At 45.8% G+C, this 15,782-nt stretch carries 17 protein-coding genes; 1 reads left to right on the top strand and 16 read right to left on the bottom strand.

Annotated features, from left to right (window positions below; genetic code table 11):
- Window positions 1-25 precede the first annotated feature (25 nt).
- The gene (locus CEG13_RS02920) at window positions 26-481 is read left to right on the top strand and encodes an SRPBCC family protein (RefSeq protein ID WP_100010256.1); all 456 of its coding nucleotides are present in this window, start codon (window positions 26-28) and stop codon (window positions 479-481) included.
- A 548-nt stretch (window positions 482-1,029) separates the two neighbouring features.
- Here CEG13_RS02920 and CEG13_RS02915 read toward each other — a convergent pair.
- From CEG13_RS02915 to CEG13_RS02835, 16 genes are all read right to left on the bottom strand, one after another.
- Window positions 1,030-1,431, bottom strand: a complete 402-nt coding sequence (locus CEG13_RS02915; protein ID WP_100010255.1) for a MaoC/PaaZ C-terminal domain-containing protein — start codon at window positions 1,429-1,431, stop codon at window positions 1,030-1,032.
- On the bottom strand, window positions 1,428-1,877 hold the full coding sequence (locus CEG13_RS02910; protein ID WP_192869514.1) for a MaoC family dehydratase N-terminal domain-containing protein: 450 nt from the start codon (window positions 1,875-1,877) through the stop codon (window positions 1,428-1,430). The genes CEG13_RS02915 and CEG13_RS02910 overlap by 4 nt, the downstream gene beginning before the upstream one ends.
- Window positions 1,878-1,900: 23 nt before the next feature.
- Window positions 1,901-2,665, bottom strand: coding sequence for an SDR family oxidoreductase (locus CEG13_RS02905; RefSeq protein WP_100010253.1), 765 nt, complete (start codon window positions 2,663-2,665; stop codon window positions 1,901-1,903).
- A 79-nt stretch (window positions 2,666-2,744) separates the two neighbouring features.
- The gene (locus CEG13_RS02900) at window positions 2,745-4,352 is read right to left on the bottom strand and encodes a long-chain-fatty-acid--CoA ligase (protein ID WP_100010252.1); all 1,608 of its coding nucleotides are present in this window, start codon (window positions 4,350-4,352) and stop codon (window positions 2,745-2,747) included.
- A gap of 109 nt (window positions 4,353-4,461) precedes the next feature.
- On the bottom strand, window positions 4,462-5,526 hold the full coding sequence (locus tag CEG13_RS02895; RefSeq protein WP_100010251.1) for a phosphotransferase family protein: 1,065 nt from the start codon (window positions 5,524-5,526) through the stop codon (window positions 4,462-4,464).
- A 19-nt stretch (window positions 5,527-5,545) separates the two neighbouring features.
- Window positions 5,546-6,115 carry a TetR/AcrR family transcriptional regulator gene (locus tag CEG13_RS02890; protein WP_100010250.1) on the bottom strand — a complete coding sequence of 190 codons (570 nt, stop codon included), beginning with the start codon at window positions 6,113-6,115 and terminating at the stop codon, window positions 5,546-5,548.
- A 33-nt stretch (window positions 6,116-6,148) separates the two neighbouring features.
- Entirely contained in the window at window positions 6,149-6,922 is a 774-nt protein-coding gene (locus CEG13_RS02885; RefSeq protein ID WP_100010249.1) for an SDR family oxidoreductase, read from the bottom strand.
- Between the two features lie 12 nt (window positions 6,923-6,934).
- Window positions 6,935-8,146, bottom strand: coding sequence for an acyl-CoA dehydrogenase (locus CEG13_RS02880; protein WP_100010248.1), 1,212 nt, complete (start codon window positions 8,144-8,146; stop codon window positions 6,935-6,937).
- Between the two features lie 799 nt (window positions 8,147-8,945).
- On the bottom strand, window positions 8,946-9,710 hold the full coding sequence (locus CEG13_RS02875; protein ID WP_100010247.1) for a hypothetical protein: 765 nt from the start codon (window positions 9,708-9,710) through the stop codon (window positions 8,946-8,948).
- A gap of 516 nt (window positions 9,711-10,226) precedes the next feature.
- On the bottom strand, window positions 10,227-10,556 hold the full coding sequence (locus CEG13_RS02865; protein ID WP_100010246.1) for an HIT family protein: 330 nt from the start codon (window positions 10,554-10,556) through the stop codon (window positions 10,227-10,229).
- A 52-nt stretch (window positions 10,557-10,608) separates the two neighbouring features.
- The gene (locus tag CEG13_RS02860; RefSeq protein ID WP_100010245.1) at window positions 10,609-11,070 is read right to left on the bottom strand and encodes a GNAT family N-acetyltransferase; all 462 of its coding nucleotides are present in this window, start codon (window positions 11,068-11,070) and stop codon (window positions 10,609-10,611) included.
- Between the two features lie 43 nt (window positions 11,071-11,113).
- Window positions 11,114-11,791: a GNAT family N-acetyltransferase gene (locus CEG13_RS02855; protein WP_100010244.1), complete on the bottom strand. Its 678-nt coding sequence runs from the start codon at window positions 11,789-11,791 to the stop codon at window positions 11,114-11,116.
- A 32-nt stretch (window positions 11,792-11,823) separates the two neighbouring features.
- On the bottom strand, window positions 11,824-12,810 hold the full coding sequence (locus CEG13_RS02850; protein ID WP_100010243.1) for an NAD(P)H-dependent flavin oxidoreductase: 987 nt from the start codon (window positions 12,808-12,810) through the stop codon (window positions 11,824-11,826).
- 253 nt (window positions 12,811-13,063) lie between these two features.
- Window positions 13,064-13,804, bottom strand: coding sequence for an SDR family oxidoreductase (locus CEG13_RS02845; protein WP_100010242.1), 741 nt, complete (start codon window positions 13,802-13,804; stop codon window positions 13,064-13,066).
- Window positions 13,805-13,975: 171 nt separating this feature from the next.
- On the bottom strand, window positions 13,976-15,193 hold the full coding sequence (locus CEG13_RS02840; RefSeq protein WP_100010241.1) for a DUF819 family protein: 1,218 nt from the start codon (window positions 15,191-15,193) through the stop codon (window positions 13,976-13,978).
- 50 nt (window positions 15,194-15,243) lie between these two features.
- Window positions 15,244-15,744 carry a DinB family protein gene (locus CEG13_RS02835; RefSeq protein ID WP_100010240.1) on the bottom strand — a complete coding sequence of 167 codons (501 nt, stop codon included), beginning with the start codon at window positions 15,742-15,744 and terminating at the stop codon, window positions 15,244-15,246.
- Window positions 15,745-15,782 lie beyond the last annotated feature (38 nt).

Genomic DNA, 15,782 nt, shown 5'->3' with positions numbered 1-15,782 from the left:
TTATAATTTGAAGGAGGAAATTGGCATGGCAAGCGGCAAGTATGATATTAATGTGGAAGCCCCAATTGAGCATGTATGGGCTTTTGTAAGTGATATGGATAAATGGGCACCCCTGGTCCCGGGATATGCGGGCCATGAAATTATAAACGAGCGGCAGTCCACATGGAAATTGAAGGGCGAGGTCGGGAAAATGCAAAAAACGATCTGTCTCGATATTGACATCTTGGAATGGCAGGAGCCTTCTACGATCACCTTTAAGCTATCTGGCTGGAAAAACAGCCTTTCCGGAGACGGCTATTTTCACGCGAAAGCACTGGACAGGGAAAACACCCGCCTGACCGGATACCTTGGCATGACAGCCAGAGGATTGGCTGCCCCAATGATGAATTCCGTGCTGAAATCGTTTATTGAGAGAAAAGGCAGGATCCTGACTGAGCGGGTGGCCCGGGAGATGGTGAGCAGGCGGCCTGTTCGCACGTAGAGAGAAGTGGGGCAATTGCGTGCTGGGGCCCCGTCCGTGTGGGTCACTTGTGGAAACCAAGGGAAAAGCTGCTATAATGTCTGTGAAATGCTTCTATTGATCAGTTTCCCTCTTTCTGGGTGGTGAAATGATTCATAGAACGGTTCTGTCGATCATTTCCCCTCTTTTTGAGTGGTGAAATGATTCATAGAATGCTTCTATCAGTCATTTTTCCTCACTTTGGGCCTGGAAAAGGTTCATAGAACGCTTCTAAAGGCCGTTTTTCCTCAATTGGGCTCAGCAAAAGGTCTTCATAGAGCCATTCTACTGGACAAAATACCCCACCCGACCTCCAGAAATGTCTAGTAGAAAGCTTCTACTAGACAAAATTAACCGTAGCACTGTAAGAAATGTCCACTAAACCGCTTCTAGTGGACAAAACTGCCCGCCGGACAAGCTAAAATGTCCAATAGAACACCTCTACTAGACAAAACCACTCGCAAAACTCCCCAAAATGTCCAGTAGACCCGCTCCTAGCAAACAAAAGCAAATCTACCAGACCCATATCACTACATCAGCAAAAACTCCACCCGCCCCTTCACCACCTCATTCCCATCCTGGTTCACAGCCTTCATACGAAAATGCAGCGCAGTCCCCTTCTTTTCCTCCAGTTCTGCTCGTAATGTAAGCACATCATCAAGAAACACCATACCGGCAAACCGAATCTTGTATTCCTGAATAAAACCGGCATCATAATAAGGAGTGAAAAGTTTTGCCAGATTCCCCATCGTCCACATACCATGGGCAATCACGCCCGGCAGTCCAGCTTTTTCTGCCTCCTCATCAATTGTATGAATCGGGTTAAAATCTCCGGAAGCTCCGGCATATTTGATCAGATCCAGCCGGGAAACAGGCGCTAAAGTTATCTCCTCCAGCGATTCACCGACTTGCAGTTCCTCCAGTTGCTTCATATACCCATCCCTTTCATAACAGCTTCCGTCAGGATAATCACCTGTTTTTCCACGAAGATTCCTGTCCCGTCCAGCGACTCGCCATATCGGCAGATTGTCAGAATTCCCATCCGGCCATTGCTGCCTTGTTTTTCCTTATAGCTTTCCACCTCGCTCCAGCAGAAAACATCCTCCCCGACAAGCAGTGGGCGCGTGTAGTGATAGGTTTGCTCACCGTGGATCAGGCCTTTGTCTGGCAGGCCCAGCCCCTCAATTTTCCCATAATCAAACACCCTGGGAAATGTAGGCGGGGCAATATTTCTCCCGTAACGTGAATCCCTGCCGGCCTCTTCATCGACAAAAACTGGATGCGGATCACCGATAGCCTCGGCAAACCGTTTTACCATCCCTCTTTCTACTGTGTTTCGCACTTTTTCCGAAGTTTTTCCGATCACGTTTTGCAGCACCTGGCCACCTCCTAACACTTCCATTAGGCTTTCGGGCCCCCTGCCACATAGAGCACCTGGCCGCTGACAAACGAGGACGCTTCATCAGCAAAAAATGCCACCGCATTAGCGATATCGGCTGGCTTGCCACTGCGGCCAACCGGGATTTCAGTGACACTGGCTTCAACGAGTTGTTCAAATGGGATGCCAATCCGTTGGGCTGTCGCTTTTGTCATATCCGTCTCGATAAACCCGGGAGCGACTGCATTTGCCGTAATATCGAATTTGCCCAATTCAATTGCGAGCGTTTTTGTAAAGCCCTGCAATCCCGCTTTTGCCGTCGAGTAATTAGCTTGACCGCGTTTGCCCAGTGCCGAGGTCGATGACAGGTTAATGATCCGGCCATACTGCTGCTTTACCATGTATTTCTGCGCCTCCCTCGCCGTATGAAAAGCGCCTTTCAAATGCACATTCACCACTTGCTCCCAGTCGCTGTCTTCCATTTTAAACAGCAAATTATCTCGGATGACGCCTGCATTGTTGATGAGTATATCCAGCGATCCAAAAGCCGAGACGACCTCTTTCATCGCCTCCTCGACATCGCTTGCTTTCGTGACATCGCCTTTTTTGACCAGCACCTCAAATCCGTCCGTGGCAAATTCCTTCGCTGTCTCCTTGAGCGTTTCTTCGTTAATATCCATGACCGCCACTTTTGCTCCCTCTGATGCAAGCTGCCGGGCGATCTCTTTTCCGATGCCCCTGCTTCCGCCCGTGATAAATGCGGTTCTGCCTGTGAATCTTGTTGTCATGTCTGTCTCCTCCTCGTAGTCCCGCTTGTATAGTTGAAAGAAAGGCAAGCCCTTCAGCGACCTGCCAATCCTGCCCATTCTATGACTTGACACTCTCTTCCCGGATTTTTCGCCGCAAAATTTTCCCGACATTGGTTTTCGGCAGTTCATCCCGGAACTCCACCTGGGTTGGTACTTTAAATGCTGCGATATGTTCCCGGCAGTAAACGATGACGTCTTCTGCAGTGGCGGCTTGCCCTTCTTTTAACACAAGCACGGCCTTGACGGTTTCCCCGCGATACTCATCCGGAACACCGACGACCACCGCTTCCTGCACGGCCGAATGCGCATACAGAACTTCCTCGACATCACGAGGGTAAATATTGTAGCCGCTTGCGATGATCAGGTCTTTTTTCCGGTCGATGATGTAGGCATAGCCATCTTCATCCATATAGACGATGTCCCCTGTATACAGCCAGCCATCGCGCAGTGTCTGGGCCGTCTCTTCTGGCATGTTCCAGTAACCTTTCATAATTTGGGGACCCCTGATGATCAGCTCGCCAGTTTCTCCCGGCGGCAGTTCCTGCACACCTTCTGCCAGATCAACAATTTTGTATTCCGTCGATGGAACGCCAATGCCGATGCTGCCCGGCTTTCTTTCCGCAAACGATGGGTTACAGTGTGTCACGGGCGAACTCTCGGACAATCCGTATCCCTCAAGAATTTTCGCCCCGGTTTTTTCTTCAAAAGAGCGCATCAGCTCCCGTGGCATTGGCGCACTGCCACTGTTGCAGGTGCGGATACTGTCAATCCCGTATTCATTCGCGTTCGGATGGCTGGTGATTGCCACATACATCGTCGGCACCCCAGGGAAAAATGTCGGCTGCATCTCCTTAATTGTCTCAAGCACCTCTTCCAGCTCAAACCTTGGCAAAAGAATGCTCAGCGAACCCGTGTAAATGGCCGTGTTCATGCAGGCAGTCATACCGAACACATGAAATAGCGGAATCACGGTAAGGATCCGCTCGTTTCCATGCTCCAGCGTCTCTTTAAAATATTCATAGGTCTGCATCACATTGGCCACCACATTCCGATGGGTGAGCATTGCGCCTTTGGACCGGCCGGTGGTTCCGCCTGTGTACTGCAGGACAGCCACATCTTCTGCTGGGTCGAATGCCACTGGCTCCGGCGTTTTCACGGCTTTTTGCAAAAACTGCGTGAAACCTGTTGTCATGCTGTCTTCGGTGTCGCGGCCTTCGAGATTTACTGTAATTACCCGTTTTACCCGAGTGTTGTCGATAATCTGGTTGAGCACGGGAAGGAGCGGCTCATAAATCACGATCGTCTCCGCTCCGGAATCAGCCAAAATGTACTCCAGCTCCCCGCCAACAAGCATCGGATTCACCTGAGTGACCACCCCACCGGCCGTTAGGGTCCCGTAGTAGCTGATTACATACTGCGGGCAGTTCGGCAGCATCAGCGCCACACGGTCGGACTTCTCAAAACCCTCGTCCTGCAGCACTGATGCAAAGGCGGCCACCCGCTGCCCCAGCTCCTTATAGGGTATCTCTCTTCCATAAAAGGAAAGAGCGGGTTTCTCTCCATGCGCCGCAATCGTTTTCTGCAGCATGTCCGGCAAGGAAAGATCCGGTATCTCGATTTCCGTTTGAATATGTTCCGGGTAATGCTTGTGCCATACGTTATTCATCGTGGTTTCCTCCCCTTAAATAATTATTGACTGACAAGGCTTACATTTCCCAACATCAAGCGACGAAAGCATGAACTTCCAAGCATTCCTCCTTTTGCTGACTTGCTGCTCACACGCCCCTTGTCGTCTCCAACGCATGCCCGATTAAATTTTCCACAAACCGGTTGAAATAGGCGAACCTTGGATCATTCGTCTGTCCCTGGTGATAGCGGTAATAAATCTGCTGGCAGATCACCGCAAGTTTGAAGTAGGCAAACGTTAAGTAAAAATGAATCTGTGATACATCGTGCCCGCTCTTTTGTGCATAGTCATGGAGAAATTCCCGGCGTGTGAAAAACCCCTCTTTGACCGTTTCCGGCGGTTTGCCGAGACCTTTTTTCAGCTCATCCGGGTCTCCCGCCTCGATCCAATAACTCATCGCCGCTCCGACATCGGCCAGTGGATCGCCGACCGTCGTCATCTCCCAGTCAAAAAGCCCCGTCATGTGAGTGAAGTCTTCGGAGAACATGGCATTGTTGAGCTTATAATCGTAGTGAATCACTGCCGGCTCCGGGGGCCCCTCTGGCACGTGATCAGCCAGCCACTTAGTCAGCTGTTCCACACCGGCGACTTCATTCGTTTTCGCCCGCTCATACCGCTTCGTCCAGCCAGCAACCTGCCGCGCCATAAACCCCTCCGGCTTTGCCAATGACACAAGCGATGTTTTCTCATAATCTATCGCGTGCAATTTCACCAGCTCATCCACCATGATCCCGGAAATCCGCCGGCCTAACTCAGGCTCATAGCTGACGCCTTCCGGAAACGCTGAATCTATCACAATCCCCTTGCGCCTCTCCATGAGAAAAAACGGACTGCCGACAATCTGTTCATTACCGGAAAAGATATACGGCTTCGGTGCCGCCGGAAAAAAAGGATGCAGACCGGACAAAATCTTATATTCTCGTTCCATATCATGTGCTTTCGGAGCAACCGGGCCCAGAGGCGGGCGGCGCAGCACCGCTTCCCATTCCCCAATCCGGATTAAATAGGTCAAATTGGAATGCCCTGCCCCGAATTGTTCCACCTCAAGCGGGCCATCCGGCGCTTCGGCTACATTTTCCCGCAAAAATTCCTGCAATGCCTCCTTGTCCAGTTCCTCTCCCCGTCTTACAGGTATGGTATCCTGATAAGCCATCTTGCTTCCTCCTTCCGCTCTAATCCGCCAGCCCAATTCCATTCAAAATCATCCCGGCAAACATCTCCGCCAACGCTACCGGTGAAACCTCTCCGTGTGGGTTGAACCAGTTATAGCTCCAGTTCGTCACCCCAAGGATGCCAAAAGCAATCATATCCGCATGCATCCGCCGGTCAAACTCTCCCTGTTCGATGCCCTCTCTCAGCACCGCTTCAATATTCAGCCGGAATGTCTCCCGCTTCTGCCTGATACTTTTTGCATGTTCTTTTCCCAAATGAAGCATCTCGCGGGAATACACCCGTGCACTCGGCCCTTTATCGTCAATGTCAGTGATCAAAAGGTGAATAATTCCAGTAATCTTGTCCCGCTCACTCAGCGATGGATCCTGCGTAATCCGCTCCTGCCTTCTCACGAGATTGGTAATATAGTCATCATGAATTTCCATCAGCAGCTGTTCTTTGCTGGAAAAATAATAGTAAAATGTTCCCTTGGTGACACCCAGCGCATCCGCAATATCCTGAATCGATGTCTCGGAGAATCCCTTCTGTTCAAACAGCAAAACACTTTGTCTGGTAATCTCTTCTTTCATAAACTATTCCTCACTTGTGTTCTCTTGATGTAATTACTGTGCATGCATGCCGCCATCCACGGACAGCACATCCCCTGTCACATAATCCGATGCAGATGAGGCAAGGAACAACGCGGCCCCTGCTAAATCCCCGTCATTACCCAGCCTTTTCAGCGGTGTGGCTTCGATGATTTTTTCGCCCCCCATCTCGAGCAAGCCTTTGGACATTTTCGTCGGGAAAAATCCCGGAGCAATCGCATTAACGTTAATATTATTGGGCCCCCATTTCACCGCCAGATCCTTGGTGAACGTCATCACCGCTCCCTTGCTCGTGTTATAGCCGATCGTGTCCATGATGCGCGGATCGACCCCGCCAAAACCGGCAATCGAGGCAAGGTTGATGATTTTTCCGCGCTGCTGTTCGATCATTACTTTACCAACTTCCTGGCTCATCAGGAAGGTGCCCGTCACATTAACATGCAGCACTTTCTGCCATGCTTCCAGCGGCATTTCCGCAACCGGCGCTCCCCAGGTGGCACCGCTGTTATTGACCAAAATATCAATCGAACCGAAATGATTTACCGTTTCCTGTACGACATATTTCACATCATCCGGGTTGGCTACATCGCAACGGAATGCCAGGGAATCAACACCCATTTTTTTGAGCTCATCCCGCATCTGTTCACATGCCTCCAGTTTACGTGAACAGACGACGACATTGGCGCCTGCTTCGGCAAAAGTCCTGGCAATCTGCGCACCGAGCCCCCGTCCACCACCTGTGACAATTGCTGTTTTTCCGTCCAGTTTAAATAAATCCATGACCGACATGTGTCATCACTCCTATTCCTGATATTTTTGCAGTTCCAATTTGGCTATCTGCCTGCGATGCACTTCATCCGGCCCATCCGCCAGTCTGAGTGTCCGCGCCTGTGCCCACTGGCCGGCCAGGGTGAAGTCGTCGCTCACTCCGGCAGCGCCAAACGCCTGAATCGCCCGGTCGATGACACCAAGTGCCATATTTGGTGCCACTACTTTAATCATGGCAATCTCCGTTTTTGCCTCCTTGTTTCCAACCGTATCCATCATATAGGCAGCCTTCAGCGTCAGGAGGCGGGCCTGTTCAATCTCGATTCGCGAATCAGCAATCCATTCCCGTATGACGCCCTGATCGGCTAACGGTCTGCCAAAAGCCCTGCGACCGAGCACCCGCTTCGACATCTCCTCCAGTGCCCGCTCCGCCGCACCGATCAGCCGCATGCAGTGGTGGATGCGCCCCGGACCAAGCCGTCCCTGGGCAATCGCAAAGCCCATTCCTTCCTCCAAGATGATATTTTCCGCCGGCACCCGGACATTGTCATAGTGAATTTCCGCATGTCCATGCGGCGCATCATCATAACCGAAGACGGGCAGCATCCGCTCAACCTTCACCCCCGGAGTATCCAGCGGCACGAGAATCATCGACTGCTGCTTGTGTTTTGGGGAAGACGGATCACTTTTCCCCATCACAATCGCCACCTGACAGCGCGGATCCCCCGCGCCGGATGACCACCATTTCCTGCCGTTCACGACATATTCGTCTCCATCTCTGACGATACTCGCTTCAATATTGGTCGCATCACTCGAAGCCACACCAGGTTCCGTCATAGAAAAGCAGGAACGGATCTCCCCGGCAAGCAGCGGTCCCAGCCACTTTCTTTTCTGTTCAGCCGTGCCATAGCGCGCCAAAAGCTCCATATTGCCGGTGTCCGGAGCATTGCAATTAAAAACTTCCGGAGCAATCAGCGACCGGCCCATAATTTCACAGAGCGGAGCATACTCCTGATTACTCAGCCCGGCTCCATATTCTTCATCAGGTAAAAATAAGTTCCACAGCCCGGCCGCCTTAGCCTTTTGCTTTAATTCTTCCATCACCGCCGGTACTGCAGCCCACCTGCTGTCCTGCTCATCCAGCTGCTGTTTGTAAACGGCCTCGTTTGGATAAACATGTTCTTCCATAAAAGCGCTCAGCTTTTTCTGCAGCTCTTTCACTTTGTCGGAATAAGAAAATTCCATTCCCGTTCCCCCATTTGGCTAATTTTTATGTACTAACCGGATAGTATGTTCAGAATATTTATTACGATTATAGGGGATGGTGTTTGTTTTTGCAAGCGTTTTCTAAACCTGTTATAATGAAAATACCATATGGGGGAGCAAGAGAGGAAATTCCTCCCTTGGCGAGTGCTGCGGACTATCGCTTGTCAGAGCGATGGTCTTTTTCCTTGGTGGAAAACTACTTTCCTTTTAGAAAAATAAAATGACCCACCGTGGCCAGTAAATTCAGAGGCGTGGTGGGTTCTGTCAATTATAATATAGGTAATGTATGTAAATGGGATCAGTCCAATTTTTGCCTACTCCGTATAATTAATGATTAACGTAATTCACGGCAATTTATGGTAAATTGAATCACATGTTCTCTCACCTGTTTTTAAGGGTCAGAAACAGGGAAATCAACGAAATAATAATGGCTAAAACTGACAATATAATCGTCCAGGTTGTCATAATCCATCCCATCTTTCTTGTTTTTTATGTATAGAGCGGTTATAATAATAATATAATATGGAGAAGCAAAGAGAAAGCATTAAATCTTCCTCTTTGCTCAGACTGTTGGACTATCGCTTGGCCGAGCGATGGTCTTCTTTCTTCTTGATGTTTAATAACGTGATTGTTAGATTAACCAATGCCGTAACCAACCCAACAATAGCTGTCGCTAATGCCACAATCTCCATGATTATCACCCCCTTTCATATGGGGGTGTTTTTATTATATCACCAAACGAAAGGATGTTCTACTTTTAACTTATAAATATTCATATTTATTTGGTCTTCTCGAAATTGAATAAAGAACCTATATCAAAATACTGAGTCAAGGGCGCTTTCCTACCTTCTTTATCCCATTTATGATACTCATCAAAAATAAATTTCACATCATTATTTGCACGAACCTCTACTAGATGCTTAATAGCAAGATAACTGCGCCAATAATCAAACATGATACTGGATAGACTGCCTTGATATGGACTGCTGCCAAAGTCCTCTAATAAATTATTTCCATATTTATCCTTGAAAGCTTCAACTAACTCCGCTTCTACATTTGTTATTTCATCGAATTCCTTTTCACTCAATAATAATTTTCGGGGCAGATAAAAACACATACCTTCCTCGAACCAGATACCATTTTCTATTTCGTCATCAAAATCATCCAAAAATAAATCCGAATGGTGAGTAAGTTCGTGTGCTAATATGATAAACATTTCAATCTCCGTGGAGCTTTTATAAAAGCTTTGGACATTAGGAAGACTTTTTCCGTCTAATTGTCTTTTAAAAATTTCCTGCCAGGTTTCTATATCTGGCGACATATATATTAAATCTTTATTAGTGTAGGCTGGTATTGGAATATCAGAGAAAACCGTCGTTGCTAATTCCTCCGTTGTCCATACGATCCCTTTTGGAGAATCAATGAGCTTAAAATCTTGCTCCATTATTTTTTGGTAGTTTTCTAGTTTTGCACTAAATTCTTCAATAATGTCCTGATATTTTATGTAATCCTCTTGACTTTCAAACGCATAAATATTTCTCATTTTATCATTCTCCTTCTAAACAAACCCCACATTCTTCGCTCCAATGCTCTCTGGTTCGTTCATATTCACACAAAAACCTTTCCACACCAGGATATTTTTCACCTAAGCTGGTGATTTGAAAACCCAAGTTTTGATAAAAAACCACAGCGTCTTTATCCGTTTCAGCGGAGATAAATTGCAACGAATGCTTGTTACAAATGAACTTAATCATTTTGCTGCAAATGCCTTGACCTCTCACCACGGGACCAACGCAATATGTGTTATTTCGGCCTTTTGCTGCCCTAAACTTTTAATTCTAATACAGCCGACCATCTTTCCTCTATACTCAAATCCATATAAAGATCGGTTCGCAGTTTTTATGTAATTCTCATATACTTTTTCAAAGTTTTTTTCAAAAGTTGCGTATGACAGGAGTTCTTTTACTGTATGCGAAATAGTTTTAGAGGTTATCATTTTCATTATGGCATCATCCATATTATCATGTTGCATCAAAGCAAAATGATCTCCCCAAGAAATTCATCTTATCTTCTCCCCGGAAACAATATGCCAATGGAGATGTTTGGAATCCTGATAATCGCCTAAGTTGGTAAGAACCCTGCAAGCCCCGTGTTCTTCTGTAACCATCGTTGCAGCCTTTTTAATCACTCCAAACAGTTCTAGTAATAAGTCGTTATCACTTTCTTCCAATGTAATTAATGAAGGAATATGTCTCTTTGGTATGGCGACAATGTGGATTGGCCAATAAGGTCTTGTATGATAATAAGCCAATACATTCTCTGTCTCCAAGACCCTTTTTACTTGAGTTTTCCCGTTTAATACTTCGTCACAGTAAAAATCTTCCATCATAGTTAACCCCCTGTTTCTCCCGCTTCTCCATACGATGGAACCTTTCCCGCATTTAAGAAGGAAAATACTCCATAGGCTCCGTACAATGGACGTAACCATTTTTCTTGTAATAATTAATCGATTCATCACTTGGCCATACAATTACAAATTCAAAATTGTTTTCTTTCACCCATTTATTTATTGAGCTGAGCACATTACTTCCAATACCCGTTTTTCTATATTCTGGTACGGTATAAACGTTTGTCATATATGCAAATGGATGTGTTATTCTGCCGGGACGTGGCACCTTTTGTATTAATTCTATGTAGATGTGTGATGCGATTCTCCCATTTTCCTCCGCAATCCAAACAAACCATTGATCACTGGCTAGCGCTTCCTCTAAAAATTGCTGGCATTCCTTTTCGAAATCACTGTATGATTCCTTTCCTTTACTTTCATCATGTTCGATAGTAAAATCCCATCTCATTCTAATTAATTGATCAATGTCTTTTTCCTCAGCAAGTCTTATATTCATTAATAGTTTCTCTCTCCTCATAATTAACCAAGATGATTCCTTACTAACTCACGTGAATGTCCGTTCCATAATGAAGCAATTTTAGTTTCCTTGCCACAGATTGGGATGCGAAATTATTCCATGAAGTGCTATAAAGAGCGATTCGTCCTTGTTTTTGCACTTCTTTAGCCCAAGCATTTGCAACCTCTAAACCGAATCCTTTTCCACGGTGATTTTCATGTGTAAATACACTTGCTTCGTCTGCTTTTGTGGTCTTCCTTGCACTACAACAAATCGAAACGGGAATTTTGTCTTCTACTATAACGAAACAAGGTTGTTTATGCGTAAAATCCTCAAATGTATATGGAAAATAATGCTTTAAAAGTTCTTTGTTTTCATGAGTTACTTGTATTGCTTTTGTAGTAGTCCTGTCACTTGCATCAGGAAACACATACGCCGGACCAACCCATAAATTATCTAATTGACGTTCTGTATTTAAAATATTGATTACTTCTCCTAGATTAGCTCCGGGGTTTGTCTCTATAACTTGTCCTAAATTCTCTACAAGACCCTCATCTAGCGTATTTGAATACCTGACTACACTCCCGAGGTTGGTGTCACCCACAAAAATTCTTGGTGCAGCATCGTATGGTGGTTCATTTACGACTGTTAATCGATTTTCAGTATCGTTTTTAAATAACACATTCACATGAAATTCCATTAATTCTAGATTAGATAACATAAACAATCCTCCGAAATGCACATCTTCTTACCCTATCTCCGCCCAAGGATATTTAATCTCCCAGCAGCCTTCCTCTTCGCAGCATCATAACCCTGCTTTAAATCAGCAACAATTTCCGCAATCGTCTGCTGCTCTTGCACAGCTCCCACGCCTTGCCCTGCCCCCCATATATCCTTCCATGCCTTGGCTTCATGATCGTTCAGTTTATCAAAATTGATCTCCGTTTTCTTCTCCAGACTGCCGGGGTCAAGGCCTGCTCGCACGATACTTGGCAGGAGATAATTGGCCGGCACCCCGCTGAATGCGTCCGTATAGATGATGTCTTCCGCCTGCGCATCAACAATCATTTCCTTATACGCTGTCTGTGCACTGCTTTCGGCTGCTGGAATAAACCGTGTGCCAAAGTAGGCAAAATCCGCTCCCAGCACTTCTGCGGCAAGAATGTCTTCTCCTTTTGACATGCCGCCTGCCAGGACAACTGGCCCGTCCCAGAATTCCCGTACTTCATGAATAAAGGCGATCGGATTCAGTGTGCCGCCATGGCCACCAGCGCCGTTTGCCACAAGCACCAGGCCATCGCTTCCCTTTTCAATTGCTTTTTTGGCAAATTTCACATTGATGACATCGGAAAAAACCACCCCGCCATAGCTGTGTGCAATCTCTGCCACAGGGCCCGGATCGCCGAGCGAAGTAATCACCAATGGCGGCTGATATTTTTCGATCAGATGAAGGTCTTCCGTGTACCGTTTGTTGGAGCGGTGGGTAATAAAATTGATGCCCCATGGAGCGATTTTTTGCTCAGGATGCTCCCGCTGCTTTTCATCCAGTCCCTCATTGATCTGTTTCATCCAATCTTCCAATATGTCCGCAGTCCGCGCATTGAGAGCAGGAAATGTGCCAATGATTCCTGTCTCACAGGCGCGGATCACCATGTTCGGATCGGATATTAAAAACATTGGCGCCATAATTACCGGCAGCTTGACGGATGCCTTCAAATGCTCCATTTCATCGTTACTCATGAATATTGATCTCCTTTTTATCAGCAAATGACACAGCTTCTCCAAGAAACCTTTACGCTCAAGTTTCCTTATTATGTATGTGGTTTTCTCAAGTGATATCGCTTTCACAATTGCTGTGTTGCCTATAATTCTAATTCTTCAGACATCAATTGTCAAATTAATTTACTTCGTTTACAGCAAAAAAGCCTGCCGTTAAGGATGTACGGCAGGCTTTTTTGCTTAAGATTAAAACTCTGTTCACACGACTGTTTTATTAACCTTGCGATGTTGGACGAATAATCAATTCATTGATGGATACATCTTCAGGTTCTTCCACAGCATAACGAATCGCCCGGGCCATTGAATCCGGATGAATGGCCTTTTCGTAAAGTTCATCCACACCTGATTTTACATCGGTGTCTGTGATCGTCTCTGTCAGCTCGGTATCGACAGCTCCTGGCGAGAGGATCGTCGTTCGAATGTTGTTTGCTGATTCTTCTTTTCTTACTCCATCGGTAATGGCGCGCACTGCAAACTTTGTACCGCTGTAAACCGCACTGCCGGGAAAGACCTCATGTCCCGCAACGGATGACACATTGATGATATGCCCTGTTTTTCTTTCACGCATATGCGGAAGGACCGCGGCAATCCCATAGAGAACGCCTTTAATATTAACATCAACCATGCGATCCCACTCATCGGTCTTCAGGTTATGCATCAGCGATTGCGGCATTAAACCAGCGTTATTTATCATTACATCAATCTGCCCGTAGGTATCAAGGGCAAATTGCGTGAGTTCCTGTAATTGTTCCTGGGAAACAACATCTGTCACTTTGTACCCGGCTTCTCCGCCTTCGTTTTGGATGGCCTTTTGCAAATCCTGTAAACGTTCTTCACGGCGTGCGGCAAGCACAAGTTTGGCTCCATGAGCAGCAAGTTCCTTCGCGGCTGCCTCGCCAATTCCGCTGGAGGCACCTGTTAAGACAACAACTTTTCCTTCTATATTATTGGACATTTTATAACCGCCTTTCCAATTGAATGCACGAACTTAATTTTCCTAGGGTTGTTTCTTTATTGTCAGCCATTACACATTTTATCTTTCCACATATACAGAATGGCAAAACATACTTTCCTTCATAGACACGCTACTTCAGAAAATTGAAAGGGGTTATTCTGTCACTTATGACTAAAAACTGCTAAACCAATACCCGATTGCTGTTCCCGCATAGTTCCCAATAATATAGCCCATCGTCCCAACTATTAAAATAGGACCGACCAATTTTGTCCAACCTTTCGAAATGGCCATGGCTGCTGCTGTTGTAGGACCGCCTATATTGGCATTGCTCGCCAGAATAATTTCTTCCAATGAAAACTTGAATAGCTTTCCAGCAGTAAATGATACCAACATATTAACAGCGACCATAATCGTTACAAAGACCAGGATCAGTGGTGCATTCTGCAGGATTAATGGAAGCGAAGCCGGAACGCCAATAACAACAAAGAAAATATAAATCAAATAGGTTCCAATCTCCTGGGCACCATTGATATTTTCAAAATAATGCGGAAAAATGGTTACACAGAGCATCGTAATCGTTGTCAGCATCAAGTAATTGTCCCCAAATATGCCATTCAGCGCATTCAAAAAGAAGTTAACATTGTCCCCTGATGGAATAATTCCATCAAAGATCTCAGCCAGCTTGAAGGAAACGGCTACAATAACAAAAGCAGTACCCACCGCGAGTGCAATATCCTTTAATGATACTTCTTGTCTTCCCCAAAAGGATGATGCAAGATTATTATCTTTGTTTGTGCTTTTTTCCAGTTCATCCATATACGGCGTCTTGTATTTATTTCTGAAGAAGTTAAGTGTCGGTACAAGAATTAACACCAGAAAATAAATTGCCATCAGCATATTATCGGCAACAACGGTTGACGATACTGTTTCTCCTGGAACTTCAAATTTTGCCGACATCGCCGCAAAATTTACGCCGCCTCCGATATAAGAGCCTGTCATCATTGCACCAATCATGTCTAATGAAGGAATAATATCTTTCAACAGAAAAAAACCAATGATTGCTCCTGCGACAGACCCGATAGCACCTAAGAAGAACATCATTAATAACCTGCCGCTCTCATTCCATATCTTTAATATATTTGACCGGAATAATAAAAGCGGAATGGATAGCGGTACAACGTAGGACCAAACGGTATCATAAACGGGTGATGCGGTTGGAATAATATTTAAATTTGCCAAGAGCATTGCACCAATAAGCGCAATAATCGCCCCTGAAAGTTTAGAAGCCCATGTGTATTTTTGTTCCAGATAAATACTTACTGCTGCCCAGCCCGCCAAAAACCCCCAAAGTATCCAGGTATCATCAGCCTGTACGATAGAATAAATCATTATTTCTTCCTCCTAAGTCTCCCATGTAGATGAATTGCATAATTTCAACATCAATTTTTCCGTGCTTTTTCCTCCAAAAACCCATCAATTTGCTTGCTATGATGATTGTCATGCCAGATAAACGCCGCGATATAATTAAAAATGGAATGCGGGTAACCTGAATACTCGTCCACTTCTTCCCCATTCAGTGTATATGTCGCAAAAAATTCTTCCTCACTCTTTCTCCTTAGATCAGATACAAGCTGCGTTCTTTCTTCCAGTTGTTTATCGAGCAGATGCTGCTGCGACACGCCGGACAATGCGTAACTTGCTGCCAGTTTGTTGAGTTCCTCAATATCTATACTTTCAATGACAGCATCCCGTTTCATTTGCGGCAGCATTTCTTCACGTATGTATTTATCCCAAAATGAAATATGACTGATAATCTCAGCTACAGACCATTTCCCCTCAGCAATTGGTTCAAAAAAATGTGTTTCCTCCATTGTTTTTAGCGAATTTACATAGCCATTAAAAGCTTCAAAATCATTAATGAGATCTTCTGGTTTGTACATTAATATTCCCCCATCCGCCTGCAATTTTATATTTATTA

Source organism: Lentibacillus sediminis, assembly GCF_002763455.1.
GTDB lineage: Bacteria > Bacillota > Bacilli > Bacillales > Amphibacillaceae > Lentibacillus_D > Lentibacillus_D sediminis_A.
Note: the sequence above shows the minus strand (reverse complement) of the source record. Positions and strands in the feature narration are given on the sequence as shown.